This is a genomic window from Bradyrhizobium erythrophlei (assembly GCF_900142985.1).
Lineage (GTDB): Bacteria > Pseudomonadota > Alphaproteobacteria > Rhizobiales > Xanthobacteraceae > Bradyrhizobium > Bradyrhizobium erythrophlei_B.
Map to the genome: position 1 here is coordinate 4,028,052 of NZ_LT670849.1, position 17,252 is coordinate 4,045,303.

Annotated in this window: 19 protein-coding genes and 1 pseudogene; 13 read left to right on the forward strand and 7 right to left on the reverse strand. The window is 61.7% G+C overall.

Features of this window, described 5'->3' with window-relative positions:
- Window position 1 precedes the first annotated feature (1 nt).
- The 4 genes from BUA38_RS18810 (at window position 2) to BUA38_RS18825 (ending at window position 3,197) form a co-directional block, all read left to right on the forward strand.
- On the forward strand, window positions 2–733 hold the full coding sequence (locus BUA38_RS18810; RefSeq protein ID WP_072820069.1) for an amino acid ABC transporter permease: 732 nt from the start codon (window positions 2–4) through the stop codon (window positions 731–733).
- A 3-nt stretch (window positions 734–736) separates the two neighbouring features.
- Window positions 737–1,429, forward strand: a complete 693-nt coding sequence (locus BUA38_RS18815; protein WP_072820071.1) for an amino acid ABC transporter permease — start codon at window positions 737–739, stop codon at window positions 1,427–1,429.
- A gap of 12 nt (window positions 1,430–1,441) precedes the next feature.
- A complete protein-coding gene (locus BUA38_RS18820) occupies window positions 1,442–2,173 on the forward strand; it encodes an amino acid ABC transporter ATP-binding protein (protein ID WP_072820073.1) in 732 nt (243 codons plus the stop codon).
- A 166-nt stretch (window positions 2,174–2,339) separates the two neighbouring features.
- On the forward strand, window positions 2,340–3,197 hold the full coding sequence (locus BUA38_RS18825; RefSeq protein WP_072820075.1) for a D-amino-acid transaminase: 858 nt from the start codon (window positions 2,340–2,342) through the stop codon (window positions 3,195–3,197).
- A gap of 27 nt (window positions 3,198–3,224) precedes the next feature.
- Here BUA38_RS18825 and BUA38_RS18830 read toward each other — a convergent pair whose 3' ends face one another.
- Both BUA38_RS18830 and BUA38_RS18835 read right to left on the reverse strand, forming a co-directional pair.
- Window positions 3,225–3,629 (reverse strand): cupin domain-containing protein, encoded by a 405-nt coding sequence (locus BUA38_RS18830; protein ID WP_083587645.1) that lies wholly within the window; start codon window positions 3,627–3,629, stop codon window positions 3,225–3,227.
- 30 nt (window positions 3,630–3,659) lie between these two features.
- A complete protein-coding gene (locus BUA38_RS18835) occupies window positions 3,660–4,730 on the reverse strand; it encodes a peptidyl-alpha-hydroxyglycine alpha-amidating lyase family protein (RefSeq protein ID WP_072820077.1) in 1,071 nt (356 codons plus the stop codon).
- A gap of 181 nt (window positions 4,731–4,911) precedes the next feature.
- Here BUA38_RS18835 and BUA38_RS18840 point away from each other — a divergent pair, with 181 nt between their 5' ends.
- The 5 genes from BUA38_RS18840 (at window position 4,912) to mctP (ending at window position 9,232) form a co-directional block, all read left to right on the forward strand.
- Entirely contained in the window at window positions 4,912–5,904 is a 993-nt protein-coding gene (locus tag BUA38_RS18840; RefSeq protein ID WP_072820078.1) for a tripartite tricarboxylate transporter substrate binding protein, read from the forward strand.
- Between the two features lie 172 nt (window positions 5,905–6,076).
- On the forward strand, window positions 6,077–6,691 hold the full coding sequence (locus tag BUA38_RS18845) for a hypothetical protein (protein WP_072820080.1): 615 nt from the start codon (window positions 6,077–6,079) through the stop codon (window positions 6,689–6,691).
- 57 nt (window positions 6,692–6,748) lie between these two features.
- Window positions 6,749–7,300, forward strand: a complete 552-nt coding sequence (locus BUA38_RS18850) for a GlcG/HbpS family heme-binding protein (protein ID WP_072820082.1) — start codon at window positions 6,749–6,751, stop codon at window positions 7,298–7,300.
- A gap of 210 nt (window positions 7,301–7,510) precedes the next feature.
- Window positions 7,511–7,693, forward strand: coding sequence for a DUF3311 domain-containing protein (locus BUA38_RS18855; RefSeq protein WP_072826233.1), 183 nt, complete (start codon window positions 7,511–7,513; stop codon window positions 7,691–7,693).
- 48 nt (window positions 7,694–7,741) lie between these two features.
- Complete coding sequence (mctP, locus tag BUA38_RS18860; protein ID WP_072820084.1) at window positions 7,742–9,232, forward strand: monocarboxylate uptake permease MctP; 1,491 nt, start codon at window positions 7,742–7,744, stop codon at window positions 9,230–9,232.
- On the opposite strand, the gene BUA38_RS18865 is transcribed toward mctP, so the two are convergent.
- The 4 genes from BUA38_RS18865 to BUA38_RS18880 are packed head-to-tail and all read right to left on the reverse strand — an operon-like array spanning window position 9,216 to window position 13,217.
- Window positions 9,216–10,223 (reverse strand): Bug family tripartite tricarboxylate transporter substrate binding protein, encoded by a 1,008-nt coding sequence (locus BUA38_RS18865; RefSeq protein WP_172806046.1) that lies wholly within the window; start codon window positions 10,221–10,223, stop codon window positions 9,216–9,218. The two genes, mctP and BUA38_RS18865, sit on opposite strands and share 17 nt — an antisense overlap.
- Entirely contained in the window at window positions 10,201–11,934 is a 1,734-nt protein-coding gene (locus BUA38_RS18870) for a thiamine pyrophosphate-requiring protein (protein WP_072820086.1), read from the reverse strand. Before BUA38_RS18870 ends, BUA38_RS18865 begins: the two co-directional genes overlap by 23 nt.
- Before the next feature lie 4 nt (window positions 11,935–11,938).
- On the reverse strand, window positions 11,939–12,721 hold the full coding sequence (locus BUA38_RS18875) for a fumarylacetoacetate hydrolase family protein (RefSeq protein WP_072820088.1): 783 nt from the start codon (window positions 12,719–12,721) through the stop codon (window positions 11,939–11,941).
- A 28-nt stretch (window positions 12,722–12,749) separates the two neighbouring features.
- Window positions 12,750–13,217, reverse strand: coding sequence for a cupin domain-containing protein (locus BUA38_RS18880; protein ID WP_072820090.1), 468 nt, complete (start codon window positions 13,215–13,217; stop codon window positions 12,750–12,752).
- A 231-nt stretch (window positions 13,218–13,448) separates the two neighbouring features.
- Between BUA38_RS18880 and BUA38_RS18885 the strand changes: the two genes are divergently transcribed.
- Window positions 13,449–13,688 (forward strand): hypothetical protein, encoded by a 240-nt coding sequence (locus BUA38_RS18885; RefSeq protein ID WP_072820092.1) that lies wholly within the window; start codon window positions 13,449–13,451, stop codon window positions 13,686–13,688.
- 18 nt (window positions 13,689–13,706) lie between these two features.
- Here BUA38_RS18885 and fusA read toward each other — a convergent pair.
- Window positions 13,707–14,585 (reverse strand): annotated as a pseudogene (gene fusA, locus BUA38_RS18890) (elongation factor G); the annotation flags it as partial.
- 266 nt (window positions 14,586–14,851) lie between these two features.
- Between fusA and BUA38_RS18895 the strand changes: the two are divergent.
- The 3 genes from BUA38_RS18895 to BUA38_RS18905 all read left to right on the forward strand — a co-directional run bounded on the left by BUA38_RS18895 (window position 14,852) and on the right by BUA38_RS18905 (window position 17,216).
- A complete protein-coding gene (locus tag BUA38_RS18895) occupies window positions 14,852–15,259 on the forward strand; it encodes a RidA family protein (protein WP_072820097.1) in 408 nt (135 codons plus the stop codon).
- A gap of 131 nt (window positions 15,260–15,390) precedes the next feature.
- A complete protein-coding gene (locus tag BUA38_RS18900) occupies window positions 15,391–16,434 on the forward strand; it encodes an ABC transporter substrate-binding protein (RefSeq protein ID WP_172806047.1) in 1,044 nt (347 codons plus the stop codon).
- Window positions 16,434–17,216: an ABC transporter ATP-binding protein gene (locus tag BUA38_RS18905; RefSeq protein WP_072820106.1), complete on the forward strand. Its 783-nt coding sequence runs from the start codon at window positions 16,434–16,436 to the stop codon at window positions 17,214–17,216. The genes BUA38_RS18900 and BUA38_RS18905 overlap by 1 nt, the downstream gene beginning before the upstream one ends.
- Window positions 17,217–17,252: the final 36 nt, after the last annotated feature.

Sequence of the window (17,252 nt, forward strand, 5' to 3'; positions counted from 1 at the left end):
CTTGAACTATCACTGGAACTGGCACGTGTTCTTCGAGCCGTCGCCGAACGGCACCGGCACCTACCTCGACATGCTGTTGTCCGGGCTTGAGGTGACGATCGTCACTGCGCTTGCGGCCTGGGTGATTGCACTTGCGACCGGCACCATCGTCGGCGTGATGCGCACGCTGCCGTCGAAGGTCGCCAATCTGTTCGGCTTCTGCTACGTCGAATTCTTCCGCAACATGCCGCTGCTGGTTCAGCTCTTCCTCTGGTTCTTCGTGCTGCCGGAACTCTTGCCCGCCTCCTGGGGGCTATGGCTGAAGCAATTGCCGAACGCGCCGTTCTACACGGCTGCGATCGGCACGGGCCTGTTCATGTCGGCGCGCGTCGCCGAACAGACCCGCGCCGGCATCAACTCGCTGCCGCGCGGACAGAAAAACGCTGCCACGGCGCTCGGCCTGACGACATCGCAAGTCTATCGCTACGTGCTGTTGCCGATCTCGTTTCGCATCATCCTGCCGCCACTGACGTCGGAATTTCTCTCGACGATCAAGAACACGTCGGTCGCGCTCACCATCGGGTTGATCGAACTGACAGCCGAAGCGCGCGCGATGCAGGAATTCTCGTTTCAGGTGTTCGAGGCCTTCACCGCCGCAACCGTACTTTACCTGCTCATCAATATCGTTGTCGTCATCGTCATGCATCTCGTCGAACGCGGCGTGGCGATCCCCGGCTACATCACCGGGAAATAGCGCATGCTGGGCAATTTCGATTTCGACGTCATCCGCCGCTCGCTGAGTTATCTGTTCCTCGACGGCATGACCTTTACACTGACGCTGACGGCGCTGGCGACCTGCGGCGGCATCATCTTCGGCACATTGATTGCGATGATGCGCCTGTCCGGCCTGTGGTTTCTGTCGCGCTTCGCCCAGCTTTACGTCGACCTGATGCGCTCGCTGCCGCTGGTGCTGGTGATCTTCTGGTTCTACTTCCTCGTGCCCTATATCGGGCAGTGGCTGACCGGATCTTCACGGCCGGTGCGCGTCGGTGCGTTCGCTTCCTCGCTCATCACCTTCACACTGTTCGAGGCGGCGTATTTCGCAGAGATCATGCGCGCCGGCATCCAGTCGATCTCGAAGGGCCAGCCGGCGGCGGCCTCCGCGCTTGGCCTGACTTACGGACAGACCATGCGTTACGTCGTGCTGCCGCAGGCGTTCCGCAACATGTTGCCGGTTCTGCTGACCCAGACCATCGTGCTGTTTCAGGACACCTCGCTGGTCTATGTGTTGTCGATCCCGGATTTCCTCGGCGCCGCCAGCAAGGTCGCGCAGCGCGACGGCCGGCTGGTCGAGATGTATCTGTTCGCGGCCGTCGTCTATTTCCTTGTTTCGAGCGTTGCATCGTTTGGCGTCCGCCGTCTCCAGGCGCGCATCGCTATCGTCCGATAACTGAGGCCAAAAATGATCGAGATCAGTCACGTCGACAAATGGTATGGCACGGCCTTTCAGGCGCTGAAAGACTGCACCACCAGCGTCGCCAAGGGCGAGGTGGTCGTGGTCTGCGGCCCGTCGGGGTCGGGTAAATCGACGCTGATCAAGTGCGTCAACGCGCTCGAGCCGTTCCAGGGCGGCAAGATCACGGTTGACGGCATCTCGGTCGGCGATCCCAAAACCGATTTGCCGAAACTGCGCGCGCGGGTTGGCATGGTGTTTCAGCACTTCGAGCTGTTTCCGCACTTGCGCATCATCGACAATCTCTGTCTCGCGCAGGAAAAGGTGTTGGGCCGGCCGCATGCCGAAGCCGTGGCCAAAGCCTCGAAGCTTCTCGATCGCGTCGGCCTCAAGATTCAGGCGCAGAAATATCCGGCCGAATTGTCCGGAGGCCAGCAACAGCGCGTGGCGATCGCACGTGCGCTCGCCATGGACCCGATCGCGATGCTGTTCGACGAGCCGACGTCGGCGCTCGACCCCGAAATGATCAGCGAGGTGCTCGACGTCATGGTCGATCTGGCGCGCGACGGCATGACCATGATGGTCGTGACCCACGAAATGGGTTTTGCCCGCAAGGTAGCCAACCGCGTCATCTTCATGGACCAGGGCGAAATCGTCGAAGACGCGCTCAAGGACGATTTCTTCGGCAAGCCTCGCAGCGATCGTGCACAGAAGTTTTTATCGAAGATCCTGTCGCACTAAGGCGTCGTCGCCGGCGAAGCAATCAGAAGAAGGCCGGATTGTCTTGTCGCAGGCGACGACGGAATAACACCAGGTTATACCGATATGCTTTCCGGAAGGGTTTATCCGCGGCCGCATTTTGCGTATATGTCGCTGGGCTGATTTCCCGCACCTCAGGAGAACTGGTTTGACCCCGATCGCTTACGTCAACGGTGACTTCGTGCCGCTCAGCGAAGCCAAGGTTTCGGTTCTGGATCGCGGCTTTTTGTTCGCCGACGGCATCTACGAGGTCTCGGCGGTGCTCGACGGCAAGCTGGTCGACAACGACTCGCACCTTGCCCGTCTGGAGCGCTCGGTCGGCGAGATCAAGCTGCCGCTGCCGGAGACGATCGCGCGCATCAAGGAAATCCAGCGCGAGCTGATTACCCGCAATGGGCTCAAGGACGGCCTCGTCTATATCCAGGTCACCCGCGGCGCCGACGTCGGGCGCGACTTCGCGTTTCCGAAAGGCGTCAAGCCGACCCTGATGATGTTCACGTCGGTGAAGGACATCGTGAATGCGGCTTCCGCCAAGACCGGCATCGGCGTCATTACCGTGCCGGATATCCGTTGGGCGCGGCGCGATATCAAGAGCGTGGCGTTGCTCGCGCAGGTGCTCGCCAAGCAGGCCGCGGCCGAAGCCGGCGCCGGTGAGGCCTGGATGATCGAAGACGGCAAGGTGACCGAGGGCGGTTCGTCCTCGGCGTTCATCCTGACCAAGGACGACGTGCTGGTGACCCGCGAGAATTCGTCGGCGATCCTGCCGGGCTGTACCCGCAAGGCGGTGGTCAAGCTCGCCGAAGAGCGTCAACTCCGCGTCGAGGAACGCGCCTTCACGATCGAGGAGGCGCTGAAGGCCAAGGAAGCCTTCATCACCAGCGCCTCGTCCTTTGTGCAGCCGGTGGTGAAGATCGACGGCAAGACCGTTGCCGATGGCAAGCCCGGCCCGACGGCGCAGCGCCTGCGCGAAATCTATATCGACTTCGCGCGCTCAACCGGCGAGTAGCGGCCGATCATCATTGGTCGCCAATCGCTAGTGATCGATGGTCGTAAGCGTCGCGCCATCGTCCGCGATGAACACCGCAAGGATGGTCGCGGGCTCCGTGGCGCTGACATTCTCGCTGACGAGGTGGGCGCTGCCGGCCGGCTCGAAGAAGGTCTCGCCTGCCTTGTAGACCTTGGCCGGACCCGTGGCAGAATTCTCCGAGCGAACTTCGCCCGACAGCACATAGACCAGCACGCTGCCGGCATGGTGATGGGGAGGCGATTTGGCCCCCGGCGGAAACGTGACGACGACCGCCGTCACGCTCTTGCCCGGCACGTTGGGCAATTTCTCGCTGCGGGCGACTTTCGCCTGGCTTTGGGCATGCGCTTGCGAGCACACGCCACCGAACAAGGTCAACGCCAGGATAGCGGCGCATGCGGCTCTGATGTTCATGCTTCCTCCACAATTCCGGTCATCGCCGGCTTACGGTTTGAGGATCAGCTTCTGAACGCGCCAGTTCAGGAGCTCGGCGACATAGAGCACGTTTTCCGACGGGCACGCCATCGCGTGAATCCAGCCGAACTGCTTGAGCTGCTTGCCGGACTGGCCGAGCACGCCGAGTACCTTGCCGTCGAGGCTCAGCTTGTAGACACGGCCGGGCCAGGCGTCGGAGCTATAGAGCACCTGGTGCGGCGGCGGCGTGATGCAGAGCGACCAGGGCGAGCCCGGCGCGAAGGTGCCCTTGGCCATCGTCGCTTCGTCGGGAATTTTTCCGATCGCGGGTTTCGCATCCGGTGGCACCGGCACGTCGATCACGATCTGGCGCTGGAATTTGCCGTCCTTGTCGAACACCTGGATGCGGTGATTGCCGCGGTCGGCGACATACACATTGTCGTTCGCATCGGTTGCGATCGAATGCGGCGTGTTGAGCTGGCCCGGTCCGTTGCCCGGCTCGCCCCATGACTTCAGCCAGTTGCCGTCCTTGTCCACCTTGGCGACGCGCGAATTGATGTAGCCGTCGCTGATGAAGGTATCGCCGGCCTTGTCCCAGGCGACATCCGTCACCTGGCGGAAACGGCCGTCATCCGGCGGCAGCGGCGGCTTCGGATGCTTCAATGGCTCGGTGCCGTCGTCGGAGGCTTCCTGCTTGCGGCCGAACACCATCAGCACGCGGCCCTCGGTGTCGAACTTGATCACCATGTCCGAGCCCTTGTCGGTCACCCAGATATTGTCCTGGGGATCGACCTTCACGGTGTGGGCAAACGACCAGGCGTAGAGGTTCTTGCCGATCTCGCGGATGAATTTTCCGTCCTTGTCGAATTCCAGAAGCTGCGTGGCCGCGGCGGCGTAGGCCGGCCCCGTCGTGTTGCCGCGCGACAGCGCGAACACGTGCCCCTTGGAGTTGACCGCGACGCCTGACACCTCGCCGAAATACATATTGGTCGGCAGCTTCAACGGATTGGACACAGACTCGAAATTGATCGTCGGCACCGCCTGCTGGGCGAAAGTCTGTGATCCGATCAATAGCGGCAAGACGAACAGCCAACGCTTCATGAATTCCTCCCAAGAACTTTTCGCGCGTTTTTCGTTGCGGCGGAGACTATTTCATGGAGGCTTCCGCCGTCCACATTCGTGCGTGGTTTCTCTCGTCATAACGGGACGCCGCCCGATGCATGGCACGCCGAATGGTTAGATCTGTTAAGCTGCACAAAAGCTCCGACGGAGGCAAATACCCATGGGCTCTGCGCTGACCCGCTCGTCGCCATTTTGGCGGCTCGTGCTCGCAGTTGCGTTGCTGCTGGCGGCCCTTTCAGGGCGGCCCGCGCTGGCGATCTACCCGGAACGAATGGTCAGGATCGTGGTGCCGTTCGCACCCGGAGGCGGCACCGACGCGGTTTCGCGCACGCTTGCGCACGAAATGGAGAAGGACCTCGGCAAGTCCATCCTGATCGAGAACAAGCCGGGGGCAGGGACCATCGTCGGGACGCAGGCCGTGGCCACGAGCAAGCCGGATGGCTACACGCTGTTGATGGGAACCTTCGCGAATGCGGTCAACCCCAGCCTGAACGCGAAACTACCTTACGATCCGCACAAGGATTTTGCCGCCGTGGCGCTGGTGGCGCGCTCCTTCAATATCGTCGTGGTCAACCCGAAGTCCCCCGTTCGGTCGATCGAGGATCTGATCGCTGCCGCCAAGGCCAATCCCGGCAAGCTGACGTTCGGCACGTTCGGTCCCGGCACGTCGGCGCATCTGGCCGGCGAGCTGTTCAAGGACATGGCCAAGGTCAATCTGACCGCCGTGCCTTACAAGGGGGCAGCGCCTGGGATCACCGACCTGATCGGCGGCCAGATCGACGTCATGTTTACGACAGTGGCAAGCGCCGCGCCGCTGGTCGAAAGCGGACAGTTGCGCGCGATCGCCGTCACCTCAGTGGAGCGCTCGCCGGCCTTCCCGCAATTGCCGACGGTCGCCGAGGCCGGGGTGCCCGGTTACGCGGCTGAAAGCTGGTACGGGCTGTTTGCGCCGGCGGGCACGCCCAGGGACGTGATCGATCGGCTCAATATGTCGGCAGCCTCGGCCGCACAGTCAGAGGCTTTCAGGAAACTCAGCATCAATGAAGGGCTCGTGACAGTTGCACTGCCACCGGAAGCGCTCGACCGATATTTTCACGATGAGGAAGAACGCTGGCGCCGCGTCATCAGCGAGGCAGGAATCAAGGTCGAGTAGGACAACGCCGAGCCCTATTGCACTGCAATGATCGGTGCGCCCGTAACCCCGTTAAGGAATATTCCAGCCTCGCGGGGGTTGCAGAGAACGCGCCTTTCAGGCACTTGGCCCGAACGGTCTTCGTCGCCACACTCGTGTTCTGCCATCCATTCAGACCCCATGGAGGATCCCCATGTTCAGTACGCTCCAGCGCATGCTCGCTGCTGCGATTTTTGTGACGGCCTGTTTCGCTCTGCCGGCGTCGGCGCAGGAAACGATGCGCATCCGCGGCACGATCGAGGGCGTCGACGGCGCAACCTATGTCGTCAAAAATCGCGACGGCGCGGAAATGAAGCTCACCGTCACCGATCCCCAGCTCTATGTTGCGATCGTCAAATCGACGATGGCCGACATCAAGCCGGGTCAGTTCGTCGGCGCCACCGGCATGACCCAGCCCGACGGAAGCCAGAAGGCGATCGAAGTGCACATCTTCCCGGAATCGATGCGTGGCACCGGCGAAGGCCACTATGACTGGGACCTCAGGCCCAACACCAAGATGACCAACGCCAATGTCGAGCAGACGGTTGGCGGTGTCGACGGGCCGGTGTTGACCGTGAAATACAAGGACGGTGAGAAGAAGGTGCTGGTGACGCCGGAGACCCAGGTCGTCACTTATGTGATCGGCGACAAGGCCGATCTGAAGCCTGGCACCAAGATCTTCGTGGGCGCCGCGAAGAAGGGCGCTGACGGAACCTGGCAGACGCCGCGCGTCACCTACGGCAAGGACGGTTTGACGCCGCCGATGTGAAGCTACGTTATTTTTAACGAACTACCGGGAAGTAAACTTCAACAAGGAGAGTACATAATGCGTTCGACCATTACTCTGGCGTTGGCGGCGTTTGCCGCCGTGACGATCTCTTCGCAGGCACTCGCGCAGGCTCCGGCGCCCGCACCGGCAGCTCCGCCGGCGATGCCGTCGGCTGGCGGCACGCCCGATGCGATGCCGTTCGATATTCCCTATGGCCAATCGATCGGTCTCGAGAAGGCCAAGCAGGTGATGGCGGCGGCCGAGGCCGAAGCCAAGAAGCGCAACTGGAAAATGAACATCGCCATCGTCGACACCAACGGCGAGCAGGTGCTGTTCGAACGAATGGAAGGCGCCCAGATTGCTTCCGGCGCGATCTCGACCAACAAGGCTCGCACCGCTGCGCGCTTCCGCCGCGAAACCCGCGTGTTCTTTAACGCCTACGAGACCGGTCATAACTTTGCTGGCACCCTCGATCCGACGTTGACGGCAAGCCCGGGCGGATTCCCGCTCGTTGAGGGCGGCAAGCTGATCGGCGCGATCGGCTGCAGCGGCGGCACCGGCGATCAGGATGCGGCCATCTGCAAGGTCGGCGCGGAGATCGTGAAGTAAACTGCGTATCTAGCGCTTTAGTCTAGATCCAACTGACATCAGCGCCGCGGAGGTAATCCTCCGCGGCGCTGTCGTGTTGATCAGACGTCATCGCTGCAATGCGGCAACGCAAAATGCTGGACGGCACACCGATCCGGTCGTAGACAGCAAAAAAGATGGCCGGCTTCGGCCGCTCAAGCCTGCGAAGCCGATTATGAGAGGATGCCCGTCATGTGGGTGCTGTTGCTGTTGCCGTTCGTCGGTCTGTTGTGGGTGCCCTTCTACAATTTCCAGGAGCCGGCGCTGTTCGGCTTTCCCTTCTTCTACTGGTACCAGCTCGCCTGGGTGCCGATCTGCTCGCTTCTGATCTGGATCGTGTATCGCTCGCAAAAGCCCGACGACGAAACGCCGTAAGAATCCGCGCCCCTCAAGCCGCGCCCTTCAAGTCAACCAAGGCCCGCCATGTCCGCAGATATCGATTGGACCGCACTCGTCATCTTCGTATTCTTCTTTGCCCTCGTGACCGTGATGGGTTTCTTCGCGGCGCGCTGGAAATCCGGCGCGACGACCGAGCACCTCGACGAGTGGGGCCTGGGCGGACGTCAGTTCGGCACCTGGATCACCTGGTTTCTGGTCGGCGGCGATTTCTACACTGCCTATACCGTGATCGCCGTTCCGGCGCTGGTTTATGCGGTCGGCGCGTATGGCTTCTTTGCACTTCCCTATACGATCGTGGTCTATCCCTTCGTTTTCGCGGTGATGCCGCTGCTCTGGAAGGTGGCGCATGCCAAGGGGCATGTGACCGCAGCCGACGTGGTCCAGGACGCCTATAGTTCGCGCGCGCTCGAGCTCGCGGTTGCGGTCACCGGCATTGTCGCGACCATGCCCTACATCGCCTTGCAGCTGATCGGCATGGGCGTCGTGATCAAGGCGATCGGCCTGACCGGCGAACTGCCGATCGTCGCGGCCTTCGTCATTCTGGCGCTCTATACCTATAGCTCGGGTCTCCGGGCGCCGGCTTTGATCGCCTTCGTCAAGGACATCATGATCTATATCGTGGTGCTGGTCGCAGTCGTCGTGGTGCCGATGAAGCTCGGCGGCTATGCCGCGGTGTTTTCCGCCGCCAACGACGCCTTTGCCGCCAAGGGCGGCGCCACCGGCCTGATGCTGAAGCCGTCGCAGATGTTGCCCTATGCGAGCCTTGCGCTCGGCTCGGCGTTTGCCGCCTTCATGTATCCGCATACGCTGACCGGCATCTTCGCCTCCAAGTCTGCCGATACGATCCGCAAGAACGCGGTGCTGTTGCCGGCCTATACGCTTCTGCTTGGCTTGATCGCGCTGCTCGGCTACATGGCCTACGCCGCCAACATCAAGGTGGCCTCGAACAACGACGTCGTGCCGATGTTGTTCAAGACCCTGTTCCCATCCTGGTTTGCCGGCTTTGCGTTTTCGGCCATCGCGATCGGTGCGCTGGTGCCGGCCGCGGTGATGAGCATCGGCGCAGCTAATCTCTTCACGCGCAATATCTGGAAGTCCTACGTCAATCCGGATATCAGCCACGCCGGCGAAGCGTCGGTTGCCAAGATCGCGTCTCTCGTGGTCAAGGTCGGCGCGCTCGCCTTCATCACCTTCCTGCCGACGCAATATGCGCTCGATCTGCAATTGCTCGGCGGCCTGTGGATCTTGCAAACCTTCCCGGCGCTGGTGTTTGGCCTGTTCACGCGCCGGCTGCGTGCATCCGGACTGTTGCTCGGCTGGGCCGTCGGCACGCTGTGGGGAACCTGGACGGCGTGGAGCAACGGCTTGAAGCCGCTCGCCACGCTCCAGTTGGGCGACACCAGCTACGTGTTCTACGTCGGGCTGGGCGCGCTGATCCTCAACGCGGCGGTGGCGATCGCCGTCTCGGCGCTGGTCAACATGGCCGCGCCGCGGACCGTCACTGTTCGATCTTGATATTTCCGGCGCGTGCGACTTCGGTCCATCGCGCGATGTCGGCGGCCAGGATTCGCGCAAATTCTTCCGAGGAGTTGCCGACCGGCTGAATGCCGAGCGGCTTCAGCCGGGCCGCGACGTCGGGCTCCCTGATGATCCGCGTCAGTTCGGCCTCCAACTTCTTCACGATCGCAGGCGGCGTCTGCCTCGGTGCGAAAATGCCGCTCCACAACACCGCATCGACGTCGGTGCCGGCTTCCTTCATGGTCGGCACGTCGGGCAGGTCTGCCGCGCGGGTCGGCGAGGTCACCGCAAGCGCGCGCACCTGGCCGCCCTTGACCTGGCCCGACACGGGGCCGGCGTCGGCAATCGTCGCGGTCACCTGGCCGGAAATCACCGCCATCACCGAGTCGTTGGCGCCCTTGTAGGGGATCTCCTGCATCGGCGCGCCGGTCTTCTGCTTGAACAATTCGGTGACCAGCTGAAACGCGGCGGAGGATGACGAATAATTCGCCTCCTTCGGATGCGCCTTGGCAAAAGTGATCAGATCAGCCACGGACTTGATCGGCGACGTCGCATTGACGATCAGGATCAGCGGGAACGAGCCGAGTTCGGTGATCGGAATGAAATCCTTCACCGGATCGTAGCCCAGCCTGGCATAAACCGCGGGATTGATCGCCATCGCGCCGCTGGCACCGATCAGCAGCGTATAGCCGTCCGGTGCCGACTTCGCGACATATTCGGTGGCAACGATCGCGCCGCCGCCCGGCTTGTTATCGATGACGACGGCCTGACCCAGGCTTTCCGACAGCTTCTGTCCAACGATGCGCGCGATCAGGTCGTTGCCGCCGCCCGGCGTGAAGCCGACGACGATATGAATCGCCCGTGTTGGATATTTTGATGGGTCTTCCTGCGCGTCTGCAGAAGTTGAAAGCGCTAGTCCGAGGCAGGCAATGATCGCGATGTTCCGACAAAAAATCATCATGTCGTCATAACCGGGTGATCTGGACATGGAGCACCGCGGCCTGGCCGTCGTCGAGCGCGGCGAGACAACGATCGATTGCGGCTGCAAGGTCCTCCGGTTCGGTGACGTGCTCGCCATGCGCGCCGAAGGCTTTCGCGACGCCCGAAAAATCCCGCCGCTCGCCCTGACGGCCTGACGTCAGCCGTGATTGAAACTGATCGGTCGCCGCGGCCACGCCCTTGGGGTAGACGCGCTGCACGGCCGATTTCACCGCCTGCCAGCCGCCATTGTCGAGCACGATCGTGAAGATCGGCACACGATACTGTTGCGCGACGGCGTAGACGCTGTCGGGCGAGGAGAAATGAAATCCGCCGTCGCCGATCACCTGCACGATGCGGCGGTTGGGTTCGGCGAGCTTCAGCCCGAGCGCCATGCCGCCGGAAAACCCGAGGCCGCCGCCGGCAAGCCCGACATAGCTGCGGGGCCTGGTGCGCCTGATGTGCTCTTGCAGGATCGGTGCGTTACGGATCGCTTCGTTGACGAGGATATCGTCCTGCGAGATTTTATCGTTCAGCGTCGCAAATAGAAAGGCGGGCGTAAGCGCGCCGGACGTGCCGATATTGGCCCTTGCTTCCGCCCGGCGCTTGTTCATCGCCTCGCGCGCGCCGCTCCAGCTTGCGATCCTCGCCGCGACGCGTTGGCGAAAGGCGCTGTCGGCCTTGGCTTCGATCGCCTCGCAGACTTGCTGGAGTATCGTGGCGCAATCGCCCTGGATGCGCAGGTCGGTCGGAAAGCCCCACATCGGAAAATCCGCTTTCAGCGGATCGATATCGATCTGGATCCATTTGATGGCGTCCGCGCGCTTGGCATATTGCGGCACGAATGGCACGTCGGAATCGAGCAGCAGGCCGAGATCGGCACCTTCCATCAGCGGCACCGGATCGAAGCCGGCAAAGCAGGGCGAGTCCTGCGAGATGTTGAGGTCGATCGAATTGAACTCCGCGACACGAATCCCGCAAAGCTGCGCCAGGCGTTCGAGCGCCGCCACGGCCTGCGCCTTACGCCCGAGATAGGCGGTGACGGCGATCGGATTCGTTGCAGCCATCAGCGCATCTGCAATCGCCTCGACCCGCGCGGGCTCGATGCCGCCCGCCTGCACGCTGCCATAGCGCGCCGGCGGATAGGCGGGCATCGCCGCATCATCCCATTCTTCGGCGAGCGTCTCGCGCGGCAGCATCATGTAGACCGGCCCGGGCGGATCGCTTTGCGCGAAGGCATGCGCCCGCGCCAGCGCCTCTTTCACCACGATGCCGGACGGCAGCGAGTATTCCCATTTCGCGTAAGGGCGGACGATGCTTGCGATATCGTAAGGGTCCTGCACGAAATGCACGTAGGTGTCGCGCGATCCCGGCAACTCGCCGTGCAGCGTGAACGGCGCGCGTCCGGCGAACAGCAGGACCGGCAGGCGATAGCGAAACAGGTTCTGGATCGCCATGCAGGCATTCGCCGTGCCGGCATCGACATGCACGAACACGGCCTGCGCTTTTCCCGTGGCCAGCGCGTAGCCGGCGGCCATGTGCACCGCGACCACCTCGTGCGGACACAGGATCACTTCCGGATGCTTGCGCCCGTCGCGATCCCACTCGGCCATCGCCTCGATCAGCGAGACGTGGTCGGTGCCGAGATTGGCGAAGATGTAGTCGATGCCGAGGTCGACGAGACCTTGGAGGAAATGATGCGCCGTCGAATGGCGGGTCATCGCACTACTTCTCGGCGACGAATTTGTTGCGCAGCGTGCCGATGCCGGTGATCTCGATCTCGACAACGTCACCCGCCTTGATGTTCGGCGATGCGCCGTCTGTTCCCATCCAGATCACATCGCCGGGCCATAGCGTGAAATACTTCGTCATCTCGACGATGAATGCCTTGACCCCGAACAGCATGTCGTTGGTGTGGAAACGATTGCTCTCCTTGCCGTTCAGCCGCACGATGGTTTCCATCTTGTCGAGATCGGCGGAGGTCTCGATCCAGGGGCCCATCGGCTTGAAGGTGTCGGCGTTTTTCGAGCGCCACAGGCCCCGGTCGGCCTTCTGCCAGCTCCGCTCGCTGACGTCGTTGCCGATGGTGTAGCCGAACACGCAATCCATCGCGTTCGCCTCGGTGAGATGCTTGGCTTTCTTGCCGATCACCACGACAAGCTCGCCTTCGTAGTGAATCTGCTCGGTCGCATTGGCCGGGATGATCACGTTCTCGTCATGCGCGATCAGCGCGTTCTGGGCGCGATAGCCGACTTCCGGCCGATCCGGCACGTTCGGCACCTCGCCGCGCTTGTTGGCGGCTTCCTTGAGATGCTTGAGATAGTTCAGTCCCACGCAATAGAAGGTGCGTGGGATAACCGGCAGCTCGATCTTGACCTCGGCGAGCGCATGCGTTCGCGGCGTGCGCTGCCATTCGCCGAACGGATCGCCGTCGACCGCGATCACGCGGTCGCCTTCGACGATCCCCCAGGATGAGGTCTGGTTAGCCGTAAACTTCAGCCAGCGCATGGCGTAACCCGGCCGGTTCGAGCGACGGTTACTCTTCCTTCACATATGTCGAGGTCGCCGGACCTTCGCCCTGGATCAGGAGCACGGCGTCCTCATCCTTGGCGCCGTCCCAATGCACTTGCTTGCCGAAATGGGTCACGAAGCTGCCGGCGGGCAGCGGGGTCGTGTTGGCGGGATCGAAATGCGGCCCCGTGCCGACCCACCAGGTGCCTTGCAGCACGACGATGTAGCGGTCGTTCGGGTGGAAGTGAGGCCGGCTGAAATGGGTGCCCTTGGTCCATTTGGTATAGACCATGTAAAATCCCGGTTTAGAGGGATCGCCAACCACCACGGCCTGTTGCGCCCCGCGCGCATCGACCGGGCCCCAGGGAATCTGGTCCGGCAGCTTGTAAATCACAGCGGCTGAGTTGAGCTCGGCCGCCGACGTGATGCTCAGCATGCCGGCGAGCGCCAGCGGCATCAGCAGAAATCGCCAGAGCCGGTTTGTGATTTTCATGATTTTCCTCCCGTGAAAACTGCCTTGGCCCTTATTTTGGGGCGGGCGGATGCTATCCGGTCCGCCTGTCAGGGGGCAAGGGGCGGACACGCATGCGCGGCCGCTCATGCCGTCAACATTTTGCAAACCGTGAGAGTCGTTTACTTAAGCCCGTAAGCAATTGAAAACCCGTCGCCGCCAAAGTTGCTCCCATCAGGAAATTCTGGCCGGGAAGTTTCGGGGAGACAGTCGATGAGCGGGATGGCCATTCTGGAAAACGTGCGGCGATATCGCGCCACGGCGTCGTTGTATCGTCAGACGGCGTCGTTCCGTCCGCTTCAGCGGCTCTCGCTGCTGGAGCAGGCGCTTGAGTGGGAACGCCGCGCTTTGGCCGAGCTCGAGGCCTATTTCGGCCAGCGCGAAACGGGCGTGAGCCCGTTGCAGAGCTGGATGGTCCAGACCACCACCTGGCCGATGCTTAACGCCGCGTAAGTTTTTCGCAGCAGCGCCTCAGGCGCGCATGCCGATGGCCGGCCCAAATGGCGGGTCATCCGGTCCACTAACGTTGGGCGGCGCTTCCGCGTAATGATCGAACCGCATCGTGAATGTGGCGCGGCCACTCGAATTCTCGCGTAACGGACTGGCGTAACCGAACATGTTCATGAGCGGCACCATCGCGTGGACGACTACGACATCGCTACGCGTATCCTGCCCGGTTATTTGACTCCGTCGTAACCGCAGATCGCGAATGACTGCCCCGGCGCAATCCGTCGGCGTCACCACTTCCACTTTCATGATTGGCTCGAGCAGGACTGGCTTGCCCTTCTGCAAGGCTTCGCGGAAGCAGGCACGAGCCGCGATCTCGAAAGCCAGCGCCGACGAGTCGACGTCGTGGTACTTGCCGTCGATCAGCTGCACCTTGACGTCGAATACGGGAAAGCCGGCGACCACGCCGGACGACAGCACGCTCTCCAGGCCCTTTTCGATACCGGGGATATATTCCTTCGGCACCGCGTCGCCCACGATCTTCGTTTCGAATTCGTAGCCTTTGCCGGACTCGTTCGGTTCGACGATGAGCGTGACCGACGCGAACTGGCCAGTGCGGCCGGTCTGCTTCTTGTGAGTGTAACTATGCTCGACACGCTGGGTGATGCGTTCGCGGAACGCGACCTGCGGCGCGCCGATATTGGCGTTTATTCCATCGCGTTTCAGGAAACCGACTTTCGCGTCGAGATGCTCTTCGCTCGTTCCTTTCAAAATGGTCTGACCGGACTCGCCGTCAGTCGATACGACAAATGACGGGTCTTCCGCGGCGAGCTTGGCAAGCGCCTCACCGAGCTTTTGCTGATCGGCCTTCGTCTTCGGCTCGATCGCGACCTCGATGACTGGTAGTCGACTGGCATCATCGTCCGGCATTGCTGTATTCCAAATAAAACACGAAGTTCACTTCAATCTATACCACAGGTTGCCGCCCGGCCTAATTTGCCGGCATAGCTTCACGCACGCATCCATTAGAATTTTGAATTATTTCTATGCGGTTTTCCGGGGTTGCTCTTTGCCTGACCTTTGGCAAGAGTTGCCTGCCTTGCCTGCCTTGCCTGCCTTGCCTGCCTTGCCTGCCTTGACGGGCATCCCCTCGCGAAAGCCGCTCAAATATGACAATCGAAAAAATCCAGCCCGACAAGTTGTTCAAGCGCGCCGTCGGCGGCCATGTGCTCTATTCCCATGTCGTCGTCGCTTCCGGTGAAAGACTGGTGTTCGTCTCCGGCCAGCTGGCGCGCGACAAGGATGGCCAGATCGTCGGTCCGAAGGACATGCGCGCGCAGATCAAGCAGGTCGGCGAAAACCTGAAGAATGCGCTGGAGGCCGCCGGCGCGACGCTCGGCGATCTGGTCAAGACGACAACCTTCGTGACGGACATCGACGAGTTCTTCAAGCACGTCGATGTCAGGCACAACTATCTCGGCGTTGGCCTGCCCGCGAGCACAACCGTTGAGGTGCGTCGGCTGTCACATCCCGACCTCGTCGTCGAAATCGAGGCGATGGCGATCCTGAGGGCATAGCGGCTGGCCTTCAGCATAATGGCTCTTCTCAAGGCATGAGATTTGCCTGATGTTACGGCCGTTGTTTTTGCCATTTCGGCTTTTGCCATTTCGGCTTTGCTAATTTCGTTTGGCCGATGAGAGGAAACCAGATGCCATCGTCGTTCTCCATGTCCCGCCGTGCCGTCATGCGGGGCGCCGCCGGCGCTGCGTTGTCGGCGCCGTTCGTGTCGCGCACCGCGTTCGCCGCGGTGCCCAATATCCGTTATGCGACCGGCGGCGGCATTGGTCCGAACGAGATGGAGACGATCATCTTCCTCGACTACGTCAGGCAGAACGTCCTGAAGAACTACGGCAAGGCCTACACGCTCGACATGACGTTCACGCGCGGCACGCCCGAGGCAGCGGCACTGCTCGCGGCGGGGCAGGCGGACCTCGCCACGTTGTCCGGGCCGGCCTTTGCCACCATCATCGTCAAGGACGCGGTGCCGAATGGGCTGACCATCATCTCGGACAATTACCAGGATGGCCATCCCGGCAACGCGACCAACAGCTTCATGGTGTTGAAGGACTCGGCCATCAAGACCATCGCCGACCTCAAGGGCAAGAAGATCGGCATCAACGCGTTTGCCTCCGCCGTCGATCTGGCGCTGCGCGTGGTGCTGAAGAAAAACAACATCGATCCGCGGCGCGATGTCGAGATCGTCGAAATCGCCTTCCCGAATATCGCCTCCGCCATCCGCGAGAAGCGCATCGATTGCGGCGTGCTGGTGATTCCGTTCCTGGCGATGGAGAGCCCGAAGGGTGACCTGCGGCCGGTCTTCACCGGCGGCGATGCGTTCGGTCCGTCCTCGGTGATCTTCCAGGTCACGACCAATGCGTTCCTGAAAGAGCATCCCGAAGCGGTGAAGGCTTTCCTGGCCGACTATGTCGACGGCATCGGCTGGTTCTACGATCCCGCCAACCGCGAGAAGGCAATCCAGCTCGTGTCGGACTTCACCAAGTCGTCAAAGGACGTGCTGAATTCCTACTTCGCGACCGGCCGCGACTATTATCGCGATCCCAATGCCTGCGTAACGGCGCAGACCATCCAGAAGCCGCTCGATGCGATGTTTGAGGAAAAGCTGATCGATCGCCGCATCGACGCCTCAAAGTATCTCAACGTCAGTCTGCTGCCGAAACCGTGCGCATTGTGATGCCGGATCTCCCCAAGGTCGATATCAAGGGGGTTTCCAAAACTTATCCCGGCGACCGACAGGCGGTACAGGCGCTTCAGACCGTCAACCTCTCGATCAAGACAGGCGAGTTCGTCTCCATCGTCGGGCCGTCCGGCTGCGGCAAGAGCACGCTGCTTTATGTCGTCGGCGGCTTTCTTCCCGCGGCTGGCGAAGTCCTGGTCGATGGCAAGGCCATCGCGGGACCCGGCATCGATCGCGGCGTGGTGTTTCAGGAATATGCGCTGTTTCCTTGGCTCACGGTGCGTAACAACATTCTCTACGGGCTTGAGCGTGGTGGGTTGCCCGCCGACGAACGTGCACGCATCACCGACCGCTTGATCGGCGTGATCGGCCTCAACGGATTTGAAGACCGCTACCCGCGCGAGCTTTCCGGCGGCATGAAGCAGCGCGTTGCGATCGCACGAACGCTGGCCTGCGATCCGTCCATCCTGCTGCTCGACGAGCCCTTCGGGGCGCTGGATGCGCAGACCCGCGAGGTCATGCAGGATGAGCTGTTGCGGATCTGGCTCGAGACCCGCAAGACCGTGCTGATGATCACCCACGATGTCAGCGAGGCGGTCTATCTCTCCAACCGCATCTGCGTGATGTCGGCGCGGCCGGGCAAGATCGTCGAGGAGTTCACCATCGACCTCGATCGCACCATCCCGCGCGAACAGCTCTTCACGTCGGATGCCTTCAACAAGGTGCGCAACGAGGTCTGGATTTCGGTACGGAAGCAGGCATTAGCGGCCCAACTCTAACATTCGCATCCCGGTTTGGCAGGCACTTTTGCGAAT